20 protein-coding genes are annotated in these 25,833 nt (G+C 46.3%); 9 read left to right on the top strand and 11 right to left on the bottom strand.

The window, feature by feature from the left end; genetic code table 11:
- Nucleotides 1-207: 207 nt before the first annotated feature.
- The 7 genes from ONT19_RS02290 to ONT19_RS02260 form a co-directional block, all read right to left on the bottom strand.
- Nucleotides 208-3,540: a TonB-dependent receptor gene (locus ONT19_RS02290; RefSeq protein WP_264952388.1), complete on the bottom strand. Its 3,333-nt coding sequence runs from the start codon at nt 3,538-3,540 to the stop codon at nt 208-210.
- 279 nt (nt 3,541-3,819) lie between these two features.
- Nucleotides 3,820-5,019, bottom strand: a complete 1,200-nt coding sequence (locus ONT19_RS02285; RefSeq protein ID WP_022121166.1) for an ABC transporter permease — start codon at nt 5,017-5,019, stop codon at nt 3,820-3,822.
- Complete coding sequence (locus ONT19_RS02280; protein ID WP_144150513.1) at nt 5,016-5,660, bottom strand: ATP-binding cassette domain-containing protein; 645 nt, start codon at nt 5,658-5,660, stop codon at nt 5,016-5,018. Before ONT19_RS02280 ends, ONT19_RS02285 begins: the two co-directional genes overlap by 4 nt.
- A gap of 136 nt (nt 5,661-5,796) precedes the next feature.
- Entirely contained in the window at nt 5,797-7,194 is a 1,398-nt protein-coding gene (locus tag ONT19_RS02275; protein WP_200758453.1) for a DUF4836 family protein, read from the bottom strand.
- A gap of 14 nt (nt 7,195-7,208) precedes the next feature.
- Nucleotides 7,209-7,964 (bottom strand): 16S rRNA (uracil(1498)-N(3))-methyltransferase, encoded by a 756-nt coding sequence (locus tag ONT19_RS02270; protein ID WP_118189867.1) that lies wholly within the window; start codon nt 7,962-7,964, stop codon nt 7,209-7,211.
- 64 nt (nt 7,965-8,028) lie between these two features.
- Nucleotides 8,029-8,589 carry a UvrB/UvrC motif-containing protein gene (locus ONT19_RS02265; protein ID WP_264952389.1) on the bottom strand — a complete coding sequence of 187 codons (561 nt, stop codon included), beginning with the start codon at nt 8,587-8,589 and terminating at the stop codon, nt 8,029-8,031.
- An 88-nt stretch (nt 8,590-8,677) separates the two neighbouring features.
- A complete protein-coding gene (locus tag ONT19_RS02260; RefSeq protein ID WP_118139602.1) occupies nt 8,678-9,979 on the bottom strand; it encodes an MFS transporter in 1,302 nt (433 codons plus the stop codon).
- Between the two features lie 173 nt (nt 9,980-10,152).
- On the opposite strand from ONT19_RS02260, the gene ONT19_RS02255 reads away from it, so the two are divergent.
- Together ONT19_RS02255 and ONT19_RS02250 are read left to right on the top strand one after the other, a co-directional pair.
- Complete coding sequence (locus ONT19_RS02255; RefSeq protein WP_118416094.1) at nt 10,153-10,686, top strand: chromate transporter; 534 nt, start codon at nt 10,153-10,155, stop codon at nt 10,684-10,686.
- Nucleotides 10,687-10,710: 24 nt separating this feature from the next.
- A complete protein-coding gene (locus tag ONT19_RS02250) occupies nt 10,711-11,283 on the top strand; it encodes a chromate transporter (RefSeq protein ID WP_022121159.1) in 573 nt (190 codons plus the stop codon).
- A 207-nt stretch (nt 11,284-11,490) separates the two neighbouring features.
- On the opposite strand, the gene ONT19_RS02245 is transcribed toward ONT19_RS02250, so the two are convergent.
- The 3 genes from ONT19_RS02245 to ppdK all read right to left on the bottom strand — a co-directional run bounded on the left by ONT19_RS02245 (nt 11,491) and on the right by ppdK (nt 15,372).
- Nucleotides 11,491-12,138, bottom strand: a complete 648-nt coding sequence (locus ONT19_RS02245; protein WP_181975245.1) for a DUF3256 family protein — start codon at nt 12,136-12,138, stop codon at nt 11,491-11,493.
- A 111-nt stretch (nt 12,139-12,249) separates the two neighbouring features.
- Entirely contained in the window at nt 12,250-12,477 is a 228-nt protein-coding gene (locus ONT19_RS02240; RefSeq protein WP_217315205.1) for a hypothetical protein, read from the bottom strand.
- A gap of 174 nt (nt 12,478-12,651) precedes the next feature.
- Nucleotides 12,652-15,372, bottom strand: a complete 2,721-nt coding sequence (ppdK, locus tag ONT19_RS02235; protein ID WP_264952390.1) for a pyruvate, phosphate dikinase — start codon at nt 15,370-15,372, stop codon at nt 12,652-12,654.
- An 852-nt stretch (nt 15,373-16,224) separates the two neighbouring features.
- On the opposite strand from ppdK, the gene rlmD reads away from it, so the two are divergent.
- Together rlmD and ONT19_RS02225 are read left to right on the top strand one after the other, a co-directional pair.
- The gene (gene rlmD, locus ONT19_RS02230; protein ID WP_264952392.1) at nt 16,225-17,676 is read left to right on the top strand and encodes a 23S rRNA (uracil(1939)-C(5))-methyltransferase RlmD; all 1,452 of its coding nucleotides are present in this window, start codon (nt 16,225-16,227) and stop codon (nt 17,674-17,676) included.
- Nucleotides 17,677-17,701: 25 nt separating this feature from the next.
- Nucleotides 17,702-18,919, top strand: a complete 1,218-nt coding sequence (locus ONT19_RS02225; RefSeq protein WP_264952393.1) for an OprO/OprP family phosphate-selective porin — start codon at nt 17,702-17,704, stop codon at nt 18,917-18,919.
- A 68-nt stretch (nt 18,920-18,987) separates the two neighbouring features.
- Here ONT19_RS02225 and ONT19_RS02220 read toward each other — a convergent pair whose 3' ends face one another.
- Entirely contained in the window at nt 18,988-20,271 is a 1,284-nt protein-coding gene (locus ONT19_RS02220; RefSeq protein WP_264952394.1) for a DUF3078 domain-containing protein, read from the bottom strand.
- 138 nt (nt 20,272-20,409) lie between these two features.
- Between ONT19_RS02220 and ONT19_RS02215 the strand changes: the two genes are divergently transcribed.
- The 5 genes from ONT19_RS02215 to ONT19_RS02195 all read left to right on the top strand — a co-directional run bounded on the left by ONT19_RS02215 (nt 20,410) and on the right by ONT19_RS02195 (nt 25,759).
- Complete coding sequence (locus ONT19_RS02215) at nt 20,410-22,014, top strand: CTP synthase (RefSeq protein ID WP_117727054.1); 1,605 nt, start codon at nt 20,410-20,412, stop codon at nt 22,012-22,014.
- Between the two features lie 55 nt (nt 22,015-22,069).
- Nucleotides 22,070-24,007: a membrane protein insertase YidC gene (gene yidC, locus ONT19_RS02210; protein ID WP_203054961.1), complete on the top strand. Its 1,938-nt coding sequence runs from the start codon at nt 22,070-22,072 to the stop codon at nt 24,005-24,007.
- A gap of 219 nt (nt 24,008-24,226) precedes the next feature.
- Nucleotides 24,227-24,433, top strand: coding sequence for a helix-turn-helix transcriptional regulator (locus ONT19_RS02205; protein ID WP_022111675.1), 207 nt, complete (start codon nt 24,227-24,229; stop codon nt 24,431-24,433).
- A gap of 12 nt (nt 24,434-24,445) precedes the next feature.
- Nucleotides 24,446-24,814 (top strand): HipA N-terminal domain-containing protein, encoded by a 369-nt coding sequence (locus tag ONT19_RS02200; protein ID WP_118416100.1) that lies wholly within the window; start codon nt 24,446-24,448, stop codon nt 24,812-24,814.
- Between the two features lie 3 nt (nt 24,815-24,817).
- Nucleotides 24,818-25,759: a HipA domain-containing protein gene (locus tag ONT19_RS02195; RefSeq protein WP_264952395.1), complete on the top strand. Its 942-nt coding sequence runs from the start codon at nt 24,818-24,820 to the stop codon at nt 25,757-25,759.
- Nucleotides 25,760-25,833: the final 74 nt, after the last annotated feature.

Raw genomic sequence — 25,833 nt, 5'->3', positions numbered from 1 at the left:
CTCTTATAAACAAATATGTTGCAAATATAAACATTATTTTTGAAACAACAAGCAAAAAACAGAGAAAAATGATAGAATATACAAAAAAGATGCAAATAAACGAAAAAAAGATGCACTTCCCTCGAAAAAGAGAAGTGCATCGGAATGATATTATACTAATGTATAGTACGATAGTCTACACAGATTCTGATTTCCAGAACTCACCCATTAATTGAAAATGTAACGGATAGAGAACTGGATAGAATAGGTAGAGTTGAAGCTTGTGTAGTTGGTGAATGTCTTGGTCAAAGCCTCAGAACCATTACGCTGGAACTGGAAAGACTCTTTCTTAGAGTCATACTTCAACAAAGAACTGTTAACAACCTTCTTGTAAAGACCCCAGCTGCTATTAAGCAAGTTTGCCAGGTTCTTGATATCAACTCCAAACTGCAATGTATTGCGCTGACCAGCTACATTCATGTAGAAGTTCTGTGCAAACTTGAAGTCCAGCTGATGATGCCAAGGCATCTTGGCTCCACCACGCTCAGCATACTTACCCTTGCGTCCCTTCAGGTAAGAATCCTGATTGATATAGTTCCAGAAATCATCCTTCTGCTGTTCTGCTGTATAAGTCTGCTTCTGCTTTTTAGCATCAGTATAAATATAGTCAGAGAAGTTCCAGGCATCAAGCGCCTCACGACTTGCAGGAACATAAAGCAAACTGTAAGAACCCTTATAATCGTTCACTACATTACCAGCAAATGTATATGAGAATCTTGTTGCAGCATATGGATCATAGCCAAAATTAGTTCCCTCATATACCAAACCAACCATTGTACCGAAATGCTTAGCATAATCCTTAGAATAGCTGGCAGTAATCAGCAAACGGTTAGGAGCAACATAGTTTGCAAAACCGATTTCCTTATCATTATTGGCATTCACAGAATAACGGTTGTTCTTATAGGCAGAAGTTACCTGGTCGCCAACACCGTCACCGTATGATTTCGCCTGTGCCATGGTATAAGAAGCCGAGAGGTCGAGACCAAAGTCAAACTTCTTTGCCAAAGAGAATGTCAAAGATTCATAATGTGCCTTGTGACCAGCATTTGTAATCAAATATGGTGTCACCGATTTATTTGAACATGTAAGATAATGACGAGTATCCTCTGGACTCAAAGTAATGGTCTGCTTTCCATCCCAGTAATAGTTCTGAGTGGTAACAACAGATGGGTTGAAATCACGGCTATAGATTCCCTCAACAGAGAAATTGATATCGTATGGCAACTTCACGTCAACAGCCAGAGATGACTTCCATGTTGCATTCATCTTCAAATCCTTATCGATGATGGTTGGAGTCGGAGGTGCAGCATTTGGCTCCTTAGGCAGAGATAAGCCGCTGTCAGACAACTGCTCTGCAACAGTAGGATAGAACTTAGAAATCTCACCAAAAGTAGGAAGTGATTTAGCATCACCCTGAATATAGGAGTACTGATACTGACCACAACCCGAATTAGACACAGCAGAAACGAGCCATACGAAAGGCAAACGACCGATAAAGTATCCGGTACCACCACGGAGTACGACCTTCTGATTGCCGAGAACATCCCAGTTGAAACCTACACGAGGAGAAACTGTGACAGGAGCATCAGGCAACTGATCTGTTGTATAGCTTACTTCAGAACCATCAGCCATCTTGAACTTCAGGTCAGCAAACTTAGCATTATAATTGTTCTTCAACTCAGGATAGAAAGGAGCCTCCATACGGATACCGGCAGTCATGCGGAATCTGTCAGAGAAGTTAATCTGATCCTGTACATACGCAGAGAACTGATTATACTTCATTTTAGCATGGAAAGGTTCTGTACCATTGAACGGATAGGTAATACCATAGGCAAAAGGCTGACCTCCAGCCATGAATTCATCTAATGAATTATAAACATAGTAACCATTCATGGCAGCACCGAATCCATTCAGAGCCTCATTGGTTTCATACTGAACACCAGCCAGGAAATTGTGCTTTCCAATCATGAAAGAAGCCTCATCGGTGGCAACGAAAGTCTTCACCTGAGCTAAGTTTCCGGCAGTAAAGACATCAGGACCGAATGAGAGATAATCTGAGCCGTTCTGCAAAATATCTACTGTAGGGAACACACCACCTGTGTAAGAACGAGGCTCATCCTGAAAAGAGTATGTCAAACGTAAAGCATTGTTGACGATGCCCCACTTTGAGTTCCATTCTGCAGCAAAAGAGGTAAAGTTGCGGTCTTTGCAATAACGCGCACTTTCAAAATACATCGCTGAATTAGAAGTACGATTACCCTTGCCTGCAGAAATTCCTTCACCTCCCAAATAGAGTGCGTTGGTTGTGAATGGACTGGTTGAAGAAGAAGGAGCATTAGAATCCTTTGAATGTGAACGAGAGAAACGGAAATTCAACTTGTTTGTCTCATTGATATTCCAATCCAAACGTGCCAAAATCTTGTAGGCAGGAGTATCCAATGAATAGCCCTGATAACGGCCTGGGTTATATCCATACTTGCTGGAAAGGAAATTTGTCAATGTACTGATATCACCTACTGTAGGGCGATGTACTGTACCAGAAGAGAAGTTCCATGCATCGTTTTCTGAAGCACGAGCCACAGCCGAAGGGCCAGCAGCCATCTGAACTTCATATTCACCATTTACGAAGAAGAACAACTTATCCTTGATGATAGGACCACCAACAGTTGCACCCCAAGTAGTAGTATGAGACTGAAGACGGGTCAACTCGTAATCATCCACCTTGTTACCTTTAAGATGAGAATTGGTAGTATACATATAAGCAGAACCCTTATACTGATTGGTACCGCTCTTGGTAACTGCATTAATAGCACCACCAGTGAAACCACTCATACGGACATCAAAAGGAGATGAAGATACAGATATCTGATCCAATGCATCAAGTGAGATTGGTGAGCCATTACCAGGAAGGTTAGAACCGATACCAAAAGCATTGTTGAATGCTGCACCATCTACAGTTACATAGCTTTGACGGAAGTTACCACCACCAACAGAGAAACCACCTACGGTAGAAGCCTGTGGGGTCAACTTCAAGAGGTCGTTCATGCTACGAGATACGGTAGGAATTGCCTCAATGTGTGTTGCATCAATACTTGTTGTTGCACCAGCACGGTCGGTGCGCATGTTGTTGTTACGATTGGCTACAACTACCACGTCTTCCAACTGAGCAGCATCCTCAGCCAAAGTCTCGTTCAAGACTGTGTTTTGACCAAGAGAAAGAGAAATGCCCTTTACCTGCTTGTTCTTGTAACCCACGTAGGTTACTTCCAGAACATAAGGTCCACCCGGGCGCATACCCTGAATAGAATAACGACCATCCATGTTGGTCACTGCACGATAGACTGTACCAGAAGGTTGGTGAACAGCCTTGATTGTTGCGCCAATGACGTCTTCGCCATTAGCTGTAATTTTACCACTAACGCTAGATGTTGTAATCTGCGCCATGGCTGTGGTTACCATAAAGGCCAGCAAAGCCACTAATAAATGCAATCTTTTCTGCATACCTTTTATTATATAAAATTATTAAAACTTGGGGATATGCCCCCCTCTTATATTGTTATCGGTTGCAAAAGTAATAAAAAAATTGCTTTTATTTGTTACATCTGCATTAAAAATGATGTTTTATAACATAAAAAAAATCTGCGTTAAGCAAATAACGCAGATTTCCTTTAATTTGTTATTTATAACGGGGGTTTGCTTATAGTTTTTTCGGGGCTAAAAGCGGGGGACTGAGCTTTTATGACAGGCGATGGAATCGCCTGGAACGGAGGCTAGGCGCTCTTACTCCTTTCGCTGCCAAATGCTCATCACCTTGCGACGGATGGCTACGATGTTCAGGATAGAAACTATCAGGAACAGGAACAGACCTAGGGCGATGGCTGGGAGCATGGTGCCCTCGTCGATATCAGGGAAGAGGGTTTCGATGAAGCCCATGTAGTAATCGCGGAGGAAGAAGAGGATGATCCACGCGATGATGAGTACCACGATGTTCAGCGCAATGGTGAGCACCTGATATGGTTTTGCTACATTGTTCGGACTGTAACCTATCAGAAGAAGATTCTCTAACTTAGAAGAATTCTTCTGAACCAACAGATAGATGCTGAGCATCAGAATGTAGAAGCTCAAGACAGAGATAACCAAACCGATAATCATCACCATCGATACCATCATACGAAGGAAATAGGTAGTCTTCTCTGCATCCAGCTTGTCTGTCTCTACCTCATAACCGTTATCATCCAGGTATTTGGTGATGTTCTCGTCTCCCGGGTTTCCTACCTCTACAATGAGGCGGTTGGGATCGCTCTTCTGGTTTGGAGCGAATTCCTGGTTACTCCAGTCCATGAAAGCCTGTGGAACGAGGATGGTGTTGAGTCGCGAAGAGAAACCGATAACCTTTCCTTTGAACTGCTCTTTCTTGCCGCCAGCCTGAATCTGGATATTGAAATCGATCATGCCCATCAGTCCATCGCTGATTTTAGGGAGCGAATGACTCTGGGCGAAACCGAAGTTATACATATTAATATAGGTACGCGGGAGGATGATTGGCACCTCCTGAGTTCCCGGCGTATATTTCCAGTCCTTGAGTGGCACATCAACAAAACCGTCAGGCACACTCTCGAAGAAGAGTTCGCTGTTCAGAACGTTCACGCCGTTTACACCCATCTGGGCATCTACCTTATATTCAGTAGAGGTGAATTTTCCAATCTTCTTTACAAACTTCTGGTCGCCGATTTCATCGATTTCAGAACCCGAGAAGGTATTGGAACGGCCGCTGATGGTATTTCCCATACCTATCTTCTTGCTCATGATGAGGTAGTCGGCTTTCATGAAACTGTCTTGCTGAGTGAAGACAGGCAGCACGTCTTTATAAAACTGAAAGCCGAAAAGAACGATGAGCATACCGAAGAGATTAGCGAAGGCAAAGCCCGCAAACTGAGGTATGCTGATATGCTGACGCAATAATTTCCAAACCAAATTCATAATCTAAATATATGTTCATAGTTTAAGTCCATGTGCTTACCGATACTGGTTACGATGACGCCAGCCCCCTGCTCCTTCGCTTCGGTCATCATGATATCTGCCATGATGCGCGAATTGTTGTCGTCGAGGTGACTGATAGGCTCATCAGCCAGAATGAAGTCGAAAGGCTGACAGAGCGCACGCATCATTGCCACACGCTGCTGCTGTCCGAACGACATTCTGCCGATTTTGGCATCTACCTTATCAGCAATACCGAGCATATCAAACCATTTAAGTATCTGCTCACGCGTCTTGAATCCGGTTATTTTGTTCTTGATTTCTACATTCTCCAGGGCAGTAAGCTCAGGGAAGAGACGGAGTTCCTGAAAGAGATGGCTGATATGCTTTTTGCGCATCTCTACCCAGTCTTTCACCTTATAGTTGGCGGTAACATCATTGTCGAACATCACGCTTCCGCTGTAGTCGTGACGATAGCCGAGCACATAGCTGCAGAAAGTACTCTTTCCGCTGCCACTCTCTGCCTCGATAAGATAAAGATGACCTTTCTCGAAGGTAACATCCTGCTTCCATATCTCCGAATCCAGGTCGTTGCGCTGGGCAAAAACCTGTGGGAGAACGGAATGAAGCTGAATCTTTTCCACTTTTTTTTATGTTTAATGTTTAATCTTTTACCTTTAAAATTAGGACTTTTTTGGGGGACTAGCGATAGAATCGCTAGGAACGGGGGCGCAGAGAGAGAGGGGGGGGGGGTAAGGTTCTTTTTACCCTTTTACCTTTTTACCCTTTTACCTTTAAAGTATAGACCACCGAAGTAAGATTTCCGAAGACTGGGGTGAGCAGACCGGTTACGGTAGAGATGGCATCATCCTTGCCCGAGCCGTCACTACCAGAACTCTTAGCGAGATTGATGACCATTGCCAGTTTCTGACCGACGATGAGTTTCTGAATCTTTGCATCTATCGGATGATTACTTGGTTTCACGGCATATTGCGCCATCAGCTGGTCGCTTCCGCTAAAGAACTGCTTGTCATCCGTCACACCGAAATAGAACGAGGTCTTGCCATCGGTATAGAAGTAAGCATTCTTGCCCCAATTGGCTATCTTCGCACCAGCCGGACATGAAGTTTTCCAATAATCAACATCGCCCAACCACTTGGCATGCGACAGTTTAGCAGCCATCGTCATCTGCATATTGTTATCTGTAAGCGAAGGCATCACGATAGCCATATCCCCATCCACACTACGGATGATATTATCCATGTCGATGGCCTGGTTGATACCCATCAGGAGGGTCTGAAGGCTGCGGTTGCTCTGCATCATCGGCAGGAACTGCTCGCCCTTTACGTTCATGAAGATACCCGCCAGGGCATCAGCAGGCATCGACTTAACGTAGCTGCCTTTAATCGGACGATAGGTTTGAGCCGCCTTCTTCAGGGCCTCATCTATTTCTTTATTAAAGGAGAAGGTTTCTCCCTTCACCTGCAGGATACCGTCTTTCACGTCCATCTCAGCAGCAATCACTACCTGCGAAGGGTCGGTATCTTTAGGAGTGCCAAGGGTAAACGGAGCTACGAACTTCTCCGGCAGCGCCTGAGCCTGAGCCACCATAGCCATAGGCGAAGTGATGGTTTCCAGACGTTCAAACATAGGCGATGCGGTAATACCTTCGTCCTCATCAGCCTTCAGATATTTCACCATCTGCTGCTGGAGCTGGGCCTGCGCATCGGCTACAACCGGTCCCATAACGAGGAGTGCCTGATCAGAAAAGCCGACCAGCCACGAATTTTTCAATACAGAGAAATGAAAGCCTTTGCGCTCCTTCACCTCTGTAGCGATATGCTGTTTGGCAAGCGAAGCAAGCCAGTCTTCTACATCGCCCTCATCGCTCACCTTGGCACAAAGTCCGAGGTTGCCATCAGCACTCTCAAAGAGAAAAATCTTCTCTGAGATGTCGATGCCACACTTCGATGCATCCTCAACGTGCAGCAGAGACTTGAGCATTCCCGCCTTGTCTTCATCGCTTTTGCCGGATGCCATCTGCTGCATGTCAACAGAGATGAGCGCAGTACTTTTCTTTGGAATGGCATTGAGATAGTCAGTGCCCGAGCATGAGCTCAGCAATCCCAATACGACAGCCAAGCACATGAACATCAAACTCTTATACAATCTTTTCATCACACTAGTTAATATTATAAAGCTCTTGCCAAATGGCACATGTTGACAGCCACCAATCCTGCTGTTTCCGTACGGAGGCGACTGGTGCCAAGCGAAACACTCTCATATCCGTTTTCCAGGGCCAGTCTCACCTCATCGATAGAGAAATCGCCCTCAGGTCCTACCAGCACGGTGATGTCATCGGCACCCTCCTGGGCTGCTCCGGCAGAATCATCAGCTGGGCATGACTTGGAAATCTCGGCAAAAAAGTCTTTCTTTTCTATCTCCTCATAACAATGGCAGATAAACTTTCTGCCATTGCGGGGAGCCGTAATAAAATCTTTAAAGTTCTGCAGTTCGTTGACCACAGGTTTCCAAGCCTTGTGGCTCTGCTTGACGGCAGAAACCACAATCTTGTCTATGCGGTCTATGCGGATGACCTTGCGTTCAGAGAACTTACAGTTGAGGAAAGAGATTTCATCGAAGCCGATTTCCGTAGCCTTCTCTGCCATCCATTCAATGCGGTCCATCATCTTTGTCGGGGCGATGGCCAGGTGAATGTGTCCGCGCCAGGCAGGCTGCTGCGGCATAACCTCCTTCACCTCATAGATGCACCGTTTGTTGGTAGCCAGCGAAACTTCTGCACGGTAGAACACCCCCTTGCCATCCATCAGGAACAATTCGTCCCCCGCCTGGATACGCAAAACCCTGAGTGCATGAGTAGCCTCTTCCTGAGGCAGTTCTGTCTGTGTAGCCGCATCTGGCACATAGAAAAATCTAACTTCTTTCATTTCCTTTTATTGTTACTTTTTCTTCTTAATTTTCTGTTATTCCGTAAGAATATCCTTTAATTATTCACTTTTTTTTGCCTTTGCGGTGCTCTATCTCATCGCGAATGGCTGAGGCTGTTTCGTAATCTTCTTCATTAATGGCACAATCCAATGCTTTTTCGAGCATCTGGTCTGGCAAAGCCGAAATAGGTACCGCACAAGAAGCCGAACTCATATCATTTTTATTAAAAGGAGTAGAAATTTCCTTTATAACCAGCTCTGTTGTATACATTTCTATATCTGCAGCCACAGACAACAACACAGCCTGGTCAGTCTTGATGCTCATACGTTCATTTGTGATTTTATTCACAAGAGTAGCATATACTCCCCTCTCTGGCGTAGCATCGAATTCGAGATAGAAATCGTCTACATTTTGCCTGTCAAATAGTGTCCAAAGTACAGAGATCACATCATTTTTAAAATCAGAAGTTTTCGAATTACATGCCTTCAGCTGCTCTGCTACATATTCATTAGTCATAATAGACAAAGCTCTTTTTTCGGATTCGTCTACCAAACTAATAATACATGTCCCGGAAGCTTCCGCAATGCCAAAGCAGGCAGCGAGTTTAAGTTTGTACAACATCATTATGTACCCTTTCTTTATTTAAATTTATTTATATTCTTACGTAACATTCTGTTTTTACTCTCGCGTTGAGTATGACACTTTTTCTTCCTTATTTCTGTTCTTTCTTCGGACGGAAGAGGACAGCAAAGGCTACTGCTACCACGAGCGCATAACCGGCAAAGATGAACCAGCAGGTTTTCCAGTCACCCATCAGGTAGCCATCATCTGTCCAGTGGCAGTAATGGTTGATGACCATACCTGCAAGAATGGTTCCGATAGATGCTCCCAGACCGTTGGTCATCAGCATGAACAGTCCCTGAGCCGATGCTCTTACCTTCACATCACATTTCTGGTCTACAAACAGACCGCCCGACACATTGAAGAAGTCGAAGGCTACACCGTAAACGATGCATGAGAGGATGAAGAAGGTAACACCCGGGAATGCAGGATTGCCCAATCCGAAGAAACCGAATCGCAAAACCCATGCCAACATGGCGATGAGCATCACAACCTTGATGCCATAACGCTTCAGGAAGAACGGAATGAGAAGGATGCAGAGCGCCTCGGCCACCTGAGAGATGGATACCAGGAGCGTAGCATTGTTAGCTGCAAAAGTATCGAGCATCGCAGGATCGCCCTTGAAACTGGTAATGAACGGAGTGGCATAGCCATTGGTTACCTGCAGACTCATACCGAGCATGCAAGAGAAGATGAAGAACATCGCCATCTCGCGGCTCTTGAAGAGTTTGAAGGCATCGAAACCCCATGTCTCTACCCAGCTCTTTGTCTCTTTCTTCACGATAGGACAGGCTGGCAATGAGAAGCAATAGAGGAAGAGAAGGATGCTGAGCACTCCCGATACCAGGAACTGATAGTGGGTATACTGGAACTTATGGGCGTTCTCGCTCAACAGGAACGAGAATGAACCGTTGTCCCAGGTAGCACAGTTCACAATCCACATCGTGAGGATGAAGCCCACGGTTCCGAACACACGGATTGGCGGAAAAGCCTTCACGGTGTCGAGCCCGTTGCTCTTCAATATACTGAATGCCGAAGTATTTGACAATGCCAATGTAGGCATATAGAAAGCCACGCTGAAGGTGTAAACGGCAATAAACATTGCCTCATTAGGAGTCTGACTAGCCTGTCCCATACCGAACAGACCTATCATGGCTGCTCCTGCCAAAAGGTGACAATAGCCCAAAAGACGTTGCGGCTGGATATACTTATCTGCCACAATGCCCATCAATGTAGGCATAAAAATAGATACGATTCCCTGGATGGTATAGAACCAGGAAATCTCGGCACCCATCCCAGCCTTGCCGAGATAGTTGCCCATAGACGTGAGATAAGCTCCCCAAACTGCAAACTCCAGGAAGTTCATCACTGCTAGGCGTACTTTCAGATTCATAGTTTAATGTCTTTTTATTATAAAATATTAGCTGCAAAGATACAAATTTTCGGGTAAAAAGCACACGATTTTGAAGATTATCCGCATGAAAGCTAGCATATTTAACAAATTATGTGTATTTTTGCAGCCGATTTCAACAGATATAAGAGAAAAGTAATATAGAAACAACAGATATGTTAGTAAAATTTTTCCTCACGTGCAATAAAATCGGGGCTTTCACGCTAGGCGGAGGCTACGCCATGATACCAATCATGGAACAGGAATTTGTAGACAAGAACAAGTGGATGGACAAACAGGAGTTCATGGATATCATGGTAGTGGCTCAGACCACTCCGGGCATCTTCGCCATCGACATGGCGAGTCATATCGGCTATAAGCTGAAGGGAGTCTGGGGAGGCATTGTGGGTGCCATAGGCATAGCCCTGCCTTCTATCATCGCCATTCTCATCATCGCCATGTTCTTCCAGCATTTCAAGGACAATTATTGGGTGGGTAAGTTCTTCATGGGTGTGCGCCCTGCCGTGGTAGCGCTCATTGCTGCGCCTTGCTTCAAGATGGCAAAGACGGCAAACATCAACCGCTACAACATCTGGATTCCCGTTGTCTGCTGTCTGCTGATTGCAGCTTTCGGTATCTCCCCTATCTACATCATCATTGCTGCCGGCGTGCTGGGCTGGCTTTATGGAAAGTTTATAGTTAAAAGTTAATAGTTTACAGTTTACAGAAAAGATATGCTATTTCTAAAGTTATTTCTGATATTTACCAAGATTGGTACATTTAATTTTGGTGGCGGATATGCGATGCTTTCGCTCATCCATAACGAGACGGTAGTGAAGAACCATTGGCTTACCAATGCTGAGTTTACGGATATTGTGGCTATCAGCCAGTCTACACCGGGACCTATCGGCATCAACTGTGCCACCTACGTAGGTTATACCGCCTGCCTTCACGACGGCTATCCTACCTGGGCAGCCTGTCTGGGTTCGGTATTGGCTTCGCTCTCCATCATGTGGCTGCCTTTTATCATCATGATTCTCATCAGCCGCTATCTGATTACGCACAAGGATTCTAAAATCGTAAAGGATATCTTTGCGGGACTCCGCCCTGCCATCATCGGACTGATAGCTGCTGCCGCCGTTCTCCTGATGAATAAAGAGAACTTCGGATCACCAACCGACAATCCGTTTGTCTTCGGAGCAAGCATCGTGCTGTTTCTGGCTGCTTTCTACTTCACAAAATTCAGAAAGACCAACCCTATCCTGCTGCTTTTCATCTGCGGTATCATCGGAATGGTTATCTTCTAAACATCGCCCTGCGGTCTGAACCAACGGCCTCCAGCCGATGGGTAAGACAAGGGGCTGATGCCTTCAGATAGGGACAAAAAAAAATTGATTGTCTCACGACAACCAATCTTTTATTAACCTTAATAATCTAATACCATGAAAAACACGATGCAAAGGTACAAATAATCTTGTAACCTACAATAGTTTATAGCAAAAAACTTCAAGGATTTAACTCTCCTTAAAAGTTTCACCGTTCCAATTAAACTTTCTTTGCACTTTTATTGCATTTACAGCCTTCTTATCGTCAGCAGACACGAAAGGTAAAGCCAAGCGCACTACGAGGCTGTTTTCATGTTGCAGGAGCAGAGCACTCACGATTTTGAGTTCAATTTTCCCCTTGAGTTCCTCAAACTTAGCCTCGCTCATCGTATCGGGTTTGGCAACAAGACCGGAAGCCAGTTGCTGCAAAGATTTTCCATCGAAAATCCTGCTAGCATCCTGCTCCTGCCAATCCTGATTAAAGAGATAGAGTTCACTCTCCTTCTCTACTCCGGCAAAAGTCTTCACCACGCAAAGCAGCGAATCGCCGTTAGCCAATGGCAGTTTCTTCATCTGCAAAGTAGCGCTCTTACTCGTTCTCAACTGGGCGAAATCAGCAGTCAGCGTATCCATCACACTCGTTTCGCCTAAAAGATTCTTCACTTCCGCCTTCACTCCCATCTCCTGCAGCTCAGTAAATTCCAACCGCAGGTTGTGGTTGAGATAAGGCACAACAGAATCGGGCATCGAAACCAGCAAGTCCTTCATCGACTTGGCTTCCATGCCCAAGCTTGCCATCATCAGGCAAGCGCATAATATATATTTTATCTTCTTCATCACTACAATTCCTTCGACCACTTCTTTCCCCAAGGAGTAAAGAGCCATGCAAGAAAGGCCAATGCTACTATTGAGCACACGGCAAAAGTTAAAGCTAATGTATTCATATATTTATCTTTTAGAAATTAACAAACCTATTATAAATAAAATGACAGTTAAGAAGATACCCCAAAATATCGCCCAGTAAGAATCTTCCTGATTGGTCTGAACTATACCAAACAGAGCCGCCATCCCACCTAATACCATTACAGTAAAAGTGGATTTACTCATATCAAAGAAATACTTCACTACTGTTTCTCTGACAAACTTTGCCTTTTCCTTTTCTTCTTTTGCTGCCATATTTCTCTATTTTCCGACAAAATTACGGAAAATAAATGTAACTTGCAAATGATTTGCTCATTTTCTTTCGAAATTTAACCTAAAAAAGACGAAAAAGAGGAAAGCGCTTCATTACGAAACACTTTCCTCTAATTATCTAATCATTAATCGTACAATCTTTTTTTCAGAAGAGAATTACTCCTCTACAGCAGCCTGCGCCGCAGCAAGTCTGGCGATAGGCACGCGGAATGGAGAGCATGAAGCATAGTTCATACCGACCTTAGCGCAGAACTTAACAGATGAAGGCTCACCACCATGCTCACCGCAGATACCTGTGCGCAGGTTAGGACGGGTAGCACGACCATTCTCTACAGCCATCTTGATGAGCTGACCAACACCCTCCTGGTCGAGAACCTGGAATGGGTCAACCTTCAAGATCTTCTTCTCCATGTAGGCAGGGAGGAAGGAAGCAATGTCATCACGAGAATAACCGAAGGTCATCTGTGTCAAGTCGTTAGTACCGAATGAGAAGTACTGAGCCTCCTCTGCAATCTGACCTGCTGTAAGGGCAGCACGAGGAATCTCAATCATAGTACCAATCTCGAACTCAACCTCTACGCCATACTCAGCGAATACCTCCTTAGAAGTAGCGAGGATGATAGCCTTCTGTTGCTTGAGCTCCTGAACGGTACCGATGAGCGGAACCATGATTTCAGGACATGGGTTGTAACCCTCCTTCTTCAACTCGCAAGCTGCACCGAGGATGGCACGGGTCTGCATGGCTGTAATCTCTGGGAATGTGATACCGAGACGGCAACCGCGATGACCGAGCATAGGGTTGTTCTCTGCCAGAGAGTTTACACGCTTCTGGATTTCCTCTACGCTTACGCCCATCTCCTTAGCCATGGTCTGCTGACCAGCCAAATCGTGAGGTACGAACTCGTGGAGAGGTGGATCGAGCAAGCGGATGTTCACGTGGCAGCCATCCATTGCCTTGAGAATTCCATAGAAGTCAGCCTTCTGATATGGGAGGAGCTTGGCAAGTGCCTTCTCACGACCCTCAACAGAGGCTGCCAGAATCATCTCACGCATAGCTACAATCTTCTGATCATCGAAGAACATGTGCTCTGTACGTGTCAGACCGATACCCTTGGCACCGAATGCACGGGCTACCTCAGCATCGTGTGGAGTATCCGCATTGGTACGGATTTCCATCTTTGTATATTTGTCGCAGAGGTCCATCAGCTCCTTGAAGTCGCCTGAAAGTTCTGCAGCCTTTGTCTCAATCTGTCCTGCGTAAACCTGACCTGTAGTACCGTTCAGAGAGATGTAATCACCCTCCTTGTACACAACGCCTTCAATCTCTACAGTCTTAGTCTTGTAGTCAACGTTGATAGAGCCGGCGCCTGATACACAGCACTTACCCATACCACGGGCTACAACGGCAGCGTGAGAAGTCATACCACCACGAGCGGTAAGGATACCCTCGGCAGCCGACATACCAGCGAGGTCTTCAGGAGAAGTCTCGATACGAACCATGATGACCTTCTTGCCGTCCTCATGCCACTCCTGAGCATCGTCAGCGTGGAATACAATCTGACCGCAGGCAGCACCTGGAGATGCAGGGAGACCCTGTGTGATGACCTTAGCCTTAGAGAGAGCCAGCTTATCGAATACAGGATGCAAAAGTTCATCAAGTTTCTGAGGCTCACAGCGCAGGATAGCAGTCTTCTCATCAATCATACCCTCGTGGAGGAGATCCATGGCAATCTTCACCATAGCTGTACCTGTACGCTTACCATTACGAGTCTGGAGGAACCAGAGTTTGCCTTCCTGTACGGTGAACTCCATATCCTGCATATCGTGATAGTGGTGCTCCAGCTTATCCTGCAGCGCGTCGAGTTCCTTATAAAGTTCAGGCATAGCCTCTTCCATAGAAGGATACTTGGCAGCACGCTCCTCTTCAGAGATACCTACACGCTCAGCCCAGCGCTGAGAACCAATCTTTGTAATCTGCTGTGGAGTACGGATACCGGCTACCACGTCCTCACCCTGTGCATTGATAAGATACTCACCATTGAAGAGATTCTCACCATTACCAGCGTCACGTGAGAAGCAAACACCTGTAGCAGATGTATCGCCCATGTTACCGAAGACCATCGCCATGACAGATACGGCAGTACCCCACTCATCAGGAATACCTTCCATCTTGCGGTAGAGGATAGCACGCTCGTTCATCCAAGAACGGAATACAGCGCAGATAGCGCCCCAGAGCTGATCGATTGGGTTGGTAGGGAAATCCTGACCGGTCTGCTCCTTGATGGCAGCCTTGAAGAGTTCAACGAGCTTCTTGAGCGACTCTACAGAGAGGTCCTTGTCAAGTGTAACGCCCTGCTCTTCCTTCACCTTTTCGATGATAGCCTCAAATGGGTCGATATCTTCCTTGTTTACAGGCTTCAATCCCATAACGACGTCACCGTACATCTGTACGAAACGGCGATATGAATCGTATACGAAATGAGGGTTACCGGTCTTCTTGACCAATCCCTCAGCTACTTCGTCATTCAAACCGAGGTTGAGGATGGTATCCATCATACCAGGCATAGATGCACGAGCACCTGAGCGTACTGATACGAGGAGTGGATTCTCTACAGAACCGAACTTGCTGTTCATCAATGCCTCAGTATGAGCCACAGCAGCCTTCACTTCGTCCTGAAGAAGTTCTTTGATTTTTTCCTCACCCACTTCATAATATTCATTACAAGTGTCTGTTGTAATGGTGAAACCTGGAGGAACAGGTACACCAATCAGGTTCATTTCGGCAAGGTTTGCGCCTTTACCACCAAGTACTTCTCGCATTTGGGCATTGCCTTCTGCTTTTCCGTTTCCGAATGTATAAACTCTTTTTTCGTTCATAATTGTTATAGGTATAATATTTTATTCCGTTTAACGTTGTTAATTATTAATTGTAATGCAAAGATACGATTTTTATTTGATACTACCAAACTTTTATACGCTTTTTTGCTATCCCGAGATTACATTTTATACTGTTGACGCACACACGGGCAGAAAATTAACAATCCCGAATACGATAGAAAGATATTTGACGAATCTGAAAGTGCGTCTCTCGGGATTGCAGCCTGCATTCTGATGTTTTTTACCTCCCTGCCGATGCATCTGAAACTGCGTCACGACGTAGCGATGGCTACGTCCCGACGCAGCGCCAGACACGTCGCGACGTAGAAACGGCTGCGTCGGGACGCAATTTAAAGGTAAAAGGATTGTGAGGCGATAACAAAAGTAACAAAAGTAACAGGTGACTTCTGATGTAAAAATGTGAATGTGAATGTGAATTTGAAATGTAAGTGAAGAAAAAAGAATGCATGTAATGATATAATATCATTTAATTCCAATATAATAAGGTACGCGCGTACGTACAATTGTAATATATACTATCAAAAATCATCAATAAACAGCCTCGACAAAAGGATACACATGACAGTCCGTTTTCTTCACTTACATTTCAAATTCACATTCACATTCACATTTCATCCCTTTACAACCACCGAATATTACCTGTTACTTCTGTTACTTTTGTTATCGCCTGATAATCTTTTTACTTTTTTACCTTTTTACCTTTAAACGCCTTTTTACTTTTTTACCTTTAATCGCCTTTTTATCTTTACTCGCAAATAATTTGGGACAACTCTTGCATTTCTCATAAAATTGCAGTATCTTTGCACCCATAAAAAAATACAAAACATTATTATGGCAAGAAAACGTAAACCATTACCTCTGTTAGAGAACATCACCATCGAGGCAGTAGCAGCCGAGGGTAAGTGCATCACACGCGTAGATGAACAGGTCATCTTCGTACCTTTCTGTGTGCCAGGAGATGTTGTCGACTTGCAGGTAGTAAAGAAGAAACATAAGTATTGCGAAGCCAAGGTGGTTCGCTTCATCAAGAAGAGCGAGGTGCGACAGGAGCCTATGTGCGAGCACTTCGGCATCTGCGGCGGATGCAAATGGCAGAACCTGCCTTACGAGGAGCAGATCAAGGCAAAGCAGAAACAGGTGGAAGACCAGCTCACTCGCATCGGAAAGATTGAACTCCCTGAGTTCCGCCCTATCATGGGCAGCGTGAAGACTCAGGAGTACCGCAACAAGATAGAGTTCGGATGCAGCAACAAGCGATGGTTCACCGCCGAGGAACTGGCTCAGCTCCCTCAGAAAGAGGATGATACCGTAACATCGCTCAAGGAGCGCCACGCCCAGAACGCCATCGGTTTCCATATCACCGGAGCCTTCGACAAGATTTATCCTATCAGGAAGTGCTGGCTGATGGATGACCTCTGCAACGAGATCCGCAACTTCGTATTCGAATATGCTGATTCTCACAACTATACCTTCTACGATCTCCGTGAGCAGCACGGTTTGCTCCGCAACATGATGATCCGCAATTCGAACACCGGAGAGTGGATGCTCGTCTTCCAGTTCCACTACGATGAGGAGGGCGATGAGCAGAGAGCATTGGAGCTGATGCAGCAGGTGGCTGACAAGTTCCCTCAGATAACATCGCTCATGTATGTAGACAACCAGAAGGGAAACGATACCATCAACGACCTGGAACTCAGCCTCTTCAAGGGCAACGACCATATCTACGAACTGATGGAAGACCTGAAGTTCAAGGTGGGTCCGAAGAGTTTCTACCAGACCAATACCGAGCAGGCTTACCACCTCTACTGCGTGGCCCGCGAGTTTGCCAACCTTACCGGAGATGAGCTGGTTTACGACCTCTATACCGGCACCGGAACCATCGCCAACTTCGTGGCTCACAAGGCAAAAAAGGTAATCGGTATCGAGTACGTGCCAGAGGCCATAGAGGATGCCAAGGTGAATTCTCAGGTGAACAACATCGAGAACACCCTCTTCTATGCAGGCGACATGAAGGATATCCTGACCAACGATTTCATCGCACAGCACGGTCGACCTGACGTCATCATCACCGACCCACCACGTGCCGGAATGCACCCAGACGTAATAAACGTCATCCTGAATGCAGCACCAAAGCGCATCGTATACGTAAGCTGCAACCCGGCAACCCAGGCTCGCGACCTGCAGCTGATGGATGCGGAGTATAAGGTAGCTGCCGTACAGCCGGTGGATATGTTCCCTCATACCCCTCACGTAGAGAACGTGGTATTGCTCGAAAAGAGATAAACCTAGAAATCAAAATAGAAACAAGATGAAGAAAACCATCATCATGGCGCTCATGGCTGCAGTTTCGGTCTCAGCCAGCGCCCAGCAGAAGCAGACCATCGAAATACCATCATGGTTGAGCAACGTGAAATTGTCGGGGTATGGAATGACCCAGTATCAGTACAGCGGACAGAAAGATGCTGAATCCAACTCATTCAACATCCGTATGGCGCGTATCTCTCTCGAAGGTCGCATAGCAGGCGACTTCTACTGGAAGACTCAGATTCAGTTCAACGGCAACACCTCTACCCTCGGTTCCAGTCCGAGAATGGTGGATCTGTTTGCAGAATGGCAGAAATATGAATACTTCAAGGTGAAGATCGGTCAGTTCAAGAACCCGTTCACCTTTGAGAATCCGATGCACCCTATCGACCAGGGCTTCATGGGATATTCACAGAACGTGAGCAAGCTGGCCGGTTTCAGCGACCGTGCCGGAGAACATGCATCCAACGGCCGTGACATCGGTCTTCAGTTCCAGGGCGATTTCCTCAAGAATGCCAACGGCAGAAACCTGCTGCACTATCAGATTGGTGTATTCAACGGACAGGGAACCAATACCAAGGACGTTGACCAGCAGAAGAATGTGATTGGTGGTGTATGGGTAATGCCTGTAAGCGGCATGCGCATCGGTGCCTTCGGATGGACCGGTTCTTATGCAAGAAAGGGAACATGGAACGATGATGAACAGGGAAACATCATCTACGAAAAAGATGCTGCTGGAAATTCCGTTCTTGACAAGGATGGAAAACCTGTAAAAGAGACTTTCAGCGGTACCCGCAGCCTGAACCAGAACCGCTACGCCTTCTCTTTCGAATATAAGAAAGACGGCTGGACCGTACGTTCTGAGTATATCCACTCTACTGGCAAGGCTTTTGCCAAGAGCATCACCAACTTCAACGATGCCAACGCCAAGGACTGCAATCTGAATGCAAAAATCGGCGACAAGGCACAGGGTGTATATGGATTGGTTATCGCTCCTCTGGCACAACTCCCAAAGAACAGCCGAATCGACATCAAGACACGTTACGACATGTATCAGCCTAACGGCAAGAGCAACATGCAGAGGACCCAGTATGAGGCAGGTTTGAACTTCCACATCGGCAAGCGAATCTCTATCTTTACCGAGTATGCGCTCATCAATGACAAGACACTCGCGAAGCATAATTACTCCATGGCAGATGCCGAGGTTTGCTTCCGATTCTAACAGATACAACAAAGGCTCGCTCCTCAACAGGAACGAGCCTTTATTGTGTTTACTGCCAACACCTTATCCTAGAACGAATAAGAGAAACCTACTGACATGAATTCCTTAAACTGCCAATAGCTATCATCATCCTTGCGCTTCACACCATCGTCGAAACGCGGATAGAGGAAGATGTTGGTAGAAATATAGCGGTTAAACTGGAAGGTAATGGTGTTTTCCCACTCTATTTCAGCACGCTTGTAAGTGGTGTATCCCCAGAGACGGGTCTTCCACTTGATATTATCCGCTATCTGCCACGACAGGTCGAAGGTACACTCAGAACCGTAATCGGTCATGCCATGCTTCCCCTCATCCAGTCCGTACCGCGTAGCCAGCGACGCTCTGCCCACATACTTCCAGTTGAAAGCCAGAGGAGCCAGATGGGCACTACCCTTCAGGCGGTGATTGAACCAGTCTACATTATAATCCATACCGACAGAGAGGTTCAGATTGAATGGCGAGAAGAAATCGGAATAAACCGTCTTGTCATTACTCTTGTAACCATGCGTAAACTGAGTCTGGCCAATCAGCTGGATGGTATAATACCACTTCCTGGAAGCCTGCAGACCGAGTTTTCCGGTGTATCGTATCATATCATCGCTCGTTTTCAGCGTATGAACCGTATCACCCTTCGAAGTCTGATAACCCAGGCGCATCTCCACCTTATTATCCCATTTCACCTTCTGCTTGTTATTGTAGTTGGCAAACATCGTCACTCTTCCGAGCACCGAATAATTGCTCTCACCACCCTTATACCAGTTGTCAGAAACATAGTTTTGCAGGAACTGCAGATAATAATCGCCACCTATGGTCCAGAAGTTAGGACGGGTGATGACGATATCCATCGGCGCCGCATCCACCTCAATCGCCTTCGGAGCCACCTGCTCTACGATATCAGGATGATTCTTCTTCGGTTTGCTCTGCGCAGCCAGCGGTGCTCCCACATCCTTGAGATGAGACTCAGTATTGCGCACCAGGTCGGGACGCTTGAGATATACCTCCATCAGCGTCTGGTCGAGCATCGTTCCGAGCGAATCCTTCACCCCATCCTGAGGCTTGAGTCGCAACATGCGGGCTGCCGGCCCATGATAGAAGGTGAGCGGCGTAAAGAGCTGGGCATATCTGCTATCCCCGGAATCCATCTTCATGGAATCGATGCGCTGACGGCACATCAAGAGCGAGTCAGCATAGATTTCAGCCAACCTGTTCTTCGATGCCTCTTCGGGCTCCACCTTCTTCAATTTGCGCTGGGCAGAAACAGGTGTCAGAACCGAAAGGAACGCAAGAACGAGTAATCCAAATTTTATTTTCATACCTTAATTTTATAAATTTGGGCACAAAGGTAATAAATAATTCATAAATCTATGCCCTTTATTAGGAATATTTTTGCTCATTTCACAAAAATGTCGTAACTTTGCAGCCAAATTATTCTAATTTAAATTATAAATATCGTGGCTGAAACAAAGTACATCTTCGTAACTGGTGGTGTGGTTTCTTCTTTGGGTAAAGGAATCATATCTTCATCCATCGGTAAACTTCTTCAAGCAAGAGGTTACAACATTACTATCCAAAAGTTTGACCCATACATCAACATCGACCCGGGTACGCTGAACCCGTATGAGCATGGTGAGTGCTACGTAACGGTAGATGGTATGGAGACCGACCTCGACCTCGGACACTACGAGCGATTCACCGGCATTCAAACTACAAAAGCGAATTCTCTCACCACTGGTCGTATCTACAAGGCAGTCATCGACAAGGAGCGTCGTGGCGATTATCTCGGCAAAACCATCCAGGTGGTGCCTCACATCACCGACGAGATCAAGCGCAACGTGAAGTTGCTCGGCAAGAAGTATCACTATGACTTCGTGATTACCGAGATTGGCGGAACTATCGGCGACATCGAGAGTGCCCCATACATGGAAGCTATCCGACAGCTGAAATGGGAGCTGGGCAAGAACGCCATCAACGTTCACCTTACCTATGTGCCTTATCTGAAGGCAGCAGGCGAGTTGAAGACAAAGCCTACCCAGCACTCCGTGAAGGAACTGCAGAGCGTAGGTATTCAGCCTGATATCCTGATTCTCCGCACCGAGAAACATCTCGAAGAGGGAATCATGAAGAAGGTAGCCAGCTTCTGTAACGTAGACTTGGACTGCGTGATTCAGAGCGAAGACCTTCCTAGCATCTACGAGGTGCCTGTAAACATGCAGAACCAGGGCCTCGACACCGCCATCCTCCGCAAGATGGGCGAGCCTATCGGCGAGACACCAGCGCTGGGTCCTTGGAGAACTTTCCTCGACCGCAGAAACAAGGCTACAGAGGTGGTAAACATCGGTCTCGTAGGCAAGTACGACCTGCAGGATGCATACAAGAGTATCCGCGAGAGTCTCTCGCATGCCGGTACCTACAACGACCACAAGGTGAAGATTACCTTCATCAATTCAGAATATCTCACAGAAGAGAACGTGGCAGAACAGCTGAAGGGACAGGACGGTATCGTCATCTGCCCAGGCTTCGGCCAGCGAGGCATCGAGGGCAAGATTATCGCCGCCCACTATACCCGCACCCACGACATCCCTACCTTCGGCATCTGCCTGGGTATGCAGATGATGGTCATCGAGTTTGCCCGCAACGTATTGGGCTACAAGGATGCCAACTCACGCGAGATGGACGAGAAGACTCCACACAATGTCATCGACATCATGGAGGAGCAGAAGAACATATCAAACATGGGTGGAACCATGCGTCTCGGCGCTTACGAGTGTGTACTGAAACAGGGTTCACGCGTGTTCAATATCTACAAGAAGGAGCATATTCAGGAACGCCATCGCCACCGCTATGAGTTCAACAACGAGTTCCAGCAGGAATTCGAGAAGAACGGCATGATGTGCGTAGGCAGAAACCCTGAGAGCGACCTGGTAGAAATCGTAGAAATCCCAGGCATGAAGTGGTACGTAGGTACACAGTATCATCCTGAATACCAGAGTACGGTGCTGAAACCACATCCACTTTTCATGGATTTCGTAAAGACAGCAATAGAAAACAAAAAGTAAATATTAGGAGTTAAAGGAGTGATCCCCTTTACTCCTTTAATTTCAAATTTTAAAAATGAACAAGAACAACATTATCGGTTTCCTCCTGATTGCCGTAGTGCTGATTGGCTTTAGCTGGTATAACCAGCCATCTGCCGAAGAACAGAGAACGGCATTCGTTCAGGACTCCATCGCCAAGGCTAAACATGCCGAGATGGAAAAGGCCAGCAAGGCTGCCGCTGTTAAGCGCCAGGCTGATGCCAAAGCAAAGGTTGAGGCAGACTCAACCGCCCTCTTCTATTCGGCACTCAAAGGCCAGGCTAAGAAGATTGTATTGAAAAACGAGAAGGTAGAATTAACACTCAACACCAAGGGTGCTACTGTAGAGAAGGCTGTCATCAAGGGCTATGTGGGACACAACCTGCAGGTGAAAGACGGTTCGGCTGATGCCAAGGACGTAACCCTCTTCGACGGTAACGACCAGAGCCTCAAGTTCATGCTCGAGGCTAAGGAAGCCAACATCATCACCAGCGATCTCTACTTCACTCCATCCAACGTGACCGACAAGTCTGTAACCATGACCGCTGTGGCTGGTGAAGGCAAGACGCTCACCCTGACTTATACATTGGGCAATGACTACATGCTGCACATGAGCCTTCAGGCAAATGGCATGGCGGGTCTGTTCTCACCTAATTATAATAAGATGGATGTTGACTGGAGCGACAAGGCACGCCAGCAGGAACGTGGTTTCATGTTCGAAAACCGTTACACTACCCTCACCTACCATAATGCAGAAGGCGGTACCGACCACCTCAACGAGGGTAGCGAGAAGATTGACGAGAAGATAGAAGAAACCATCGACTGGGTATCGTTCAAGAACCAGTTCTTCTCTGCCATCATCGTAGCAAAGGATAACTTCGAGAAGGATGCCTTCATGACCTCTATCCCTCAGGAGAAGGGTTCGGGCTATCTGAAGCAGTTCCAGGCTAAGATGAAGACAGCTTTCGACCCAACCGGTAAGAAGGCATCTGAGTTTGAGTTCTACTTCGGTCCTAACGACTTCCAGATTCTGAAGAATACCGAGAAGGAAAGTACCTTTGGCAAGGACTTGGAATTCCAGAAGCTCGTATATCTGGGATGGCCTATCATCCGCTGGATCAACCGTTTCTTCACACTCTACGTATTCGACTGGTTGAGCAACGTGTTCCCAATGGGTATCGTATTGATTCTCATCACCTTGCTCCTCAAGCTCATCACCTACCCTATGGTAAAGAAGAGCTACATGAGTTCAGCCAAGATGCGCGTACTGAAACCAAAACTCGAAGCTGCTACAGCTCAGTATAACAAGCCTGAGGACCAGATGCAGAAGCAGCAGGCAATGATGGCGGAATATGCCAAGTATGGTGTAAGCCCATTATCCGGTTGCTTGCCTATGCTGATTCAGATGCCGGTTTGGGTTGCGATGTTCAACTTCGTGCCTAATGCCATCCAGCTTCGTGGTGAGAAGTTCCTGTGGATGAACGACTTGAGTACCTTCGACCCAATCTTCGAATGGAACACCAACATCTGGCTGATTGGCGACCACTTGAGTTTGACCTGTATCCTGTTCTGTGTAGCCAACCTGTTGTACTCTTGGATGACCATGCGTCAGCAGCGCGACCAGATGGTAGGTCAGCAGGCAGAGCAGATGAAGATGATGCAGTGGATGATGTATCTCATGCCATTGATGTTCTTCTTCATGTTCAATGACTACTCAGCCGGTCTGAACTTCTACTACTTCATCTCATTGTTCTTCAGCGCCGCTATCATGTGGACCCTGCGCAAGACTACCGACGACGAGAAACTCCTCGCCATCCTTGAGAAGCGCTATCAGGAGAACAAGAACAACCCTAAGAAGGCAAGCGGCCTGATGGCAAGAATGCAGGCTCTCCAGGAGATGCAGCGCAAGCAGCAGGAAGAGATGATGCGCAAGCAGGCAGAACTGAACGAGAAGAAAAATAATCTCGGAAAATAAAGATTACCAGATAAAAATGAAAGCGTAATGGATTACCTGAAAAAGGGGTTCATTACGCTTTTTTTGTCCCCGAAAAGGTATAATTTGTTAAATGATATTATAAATTATACCTTTTCGGTGGTATTTTCATTTTTTATTCGTATATTTGCCCCCGAAAGGGTATAATATAATGTTGTCCCATATATAATATTACCCGATAGGGTATAAAACAAGAAGAATATGAGCAATACATTATCATCATACGTCAAGGAAATGCGCAAGCAATTCGGATTGACGCAAGTAGATCTGGCAGCGAAATCGGGCGTAGGACTCAGATTCGTAAGAGAACTGGAACAGGGAAAGGAAACATTGCGACTCGATAAAGTAAATCAGGTCCTCCTCCTGTTCGGTCAGGAAATAGGCCCCGTTCCTATCAAAAAAGAATAAAAATAAAATATCATGAAACAAGGAAAAATATATCTCTACGACCAATACGTAGGTCTGCTGACGGAAGACGAGACAGGCTTTACCTTCGCCTATGATTCAGATTATCTGGCATCGGATGGTGCGGAAGCCGTAAGTCTGACGCTTCCCTTATCCGATGAGCCCTACCACGATACCGTACTGTTCCCATTCTTCGATGGATTAATCCCCGAAGGCTGGCTGCTGAACATTGCAGAAAGCAGTTGGAAAATCAACCAGCGCGACAGAATGTCGCTCCTCCTTGCCTGCTGCAAGGATTGCATCGGAGCAGTAAGCGTGATTCCTACAAACGAATCTCCAGCAGAAGAAACGAATGGTTCATCCCAAAAACAGAAAGGAGAATAAGATATGGAGAAATGTCTATATTGTTATAAACCGCTCAAACCTGGTCAGGTAGATTACCATCCCGCCTGCGCACGCAAGCTCTTCGGCACCAAGGAAGCCCCTGTCCTACCCTACGTTAGAAAGGAAATTGGCGACCTGGCAAAACAGGTAGTGCGTGCCCAGACCACCCTCACCGGTGTGCAGGCGAAGCTCTCGCTCGATGTAAATCCGGGCGGAAAGAACGAACCATCCCGTTTCACCATCGTAGGTCTTTGGGGAAAATATATCCTCAAGCCACAAACCGACCGCTACCGCTGTCTACCGGAAATAGAAGACCTCACGATGCATCTCGCCGAAGCCGCCAAGATAGCTGTGGTTCCCCACGGACTGATTCGCTTTGCCGATGGTGAACTCTGTTATATCACCCGGAGAATAGACCGACTGGATGATGGACAAAAGGTACCGATGGAAGATATGTGTCAGCTGTCAGAGCGCCTTACCGAATACAAATATAAAGGTTCCTACGAGCAGATAGCCAGACTCATCAAGAAGTATTCATCGTTCTCGCAGCTCGACCTCGTGAACTATTGGGAAGTGGTCATCTTCTCATGGATTACGGGCAACGCTGACATGCACCTCAAGAACTTCTCGCTCTACAACAACCGCAAGTTGGGTTATGGCTTAACTCCAGCCTACGACCTCCTCTGCACGAAGATTGTGATGCCAGAAGATACCGAGGAACTCGCCCTGACGCTCAACGGAAGAAAGAGAAAGATTCAGAAATCTGATTTCGTCAAGGTAATGACCGCCTCGGGCCTCAGCGACAAGGTAATCAACAACATCGCCAAAAAGTTCCGCCGATCCATCGTGAAATGGCTCGACCTGATAGAAGCCTCCTTCCTGCCAGACAGCATGAAGAAGGAATACAAGAAACTGATTCTCAGCAGAGTTATGGCATTAAGATAATGTTTCTGTATAAAATAAAAACAAACACCCCCGAAAAGGTATAATTAATCAATCTACGAGATTAACTATAACTT

This window comes from Segatella copri (assembly GCF_026015625.1).
In the GTDB taxonomy this organism is placed as follows: domain Bacteria; phylum Bacteroidota; class Bacteroidia; order Bacteroidales; family Bacteroidaceae; genus Prevotella; species Prevotella copri_H.
The sequence above is the reverse complement of the archived record's forward strand: the minus strand, read 5'-3'. Positions and strand labels throughout refer to the sequence as shown.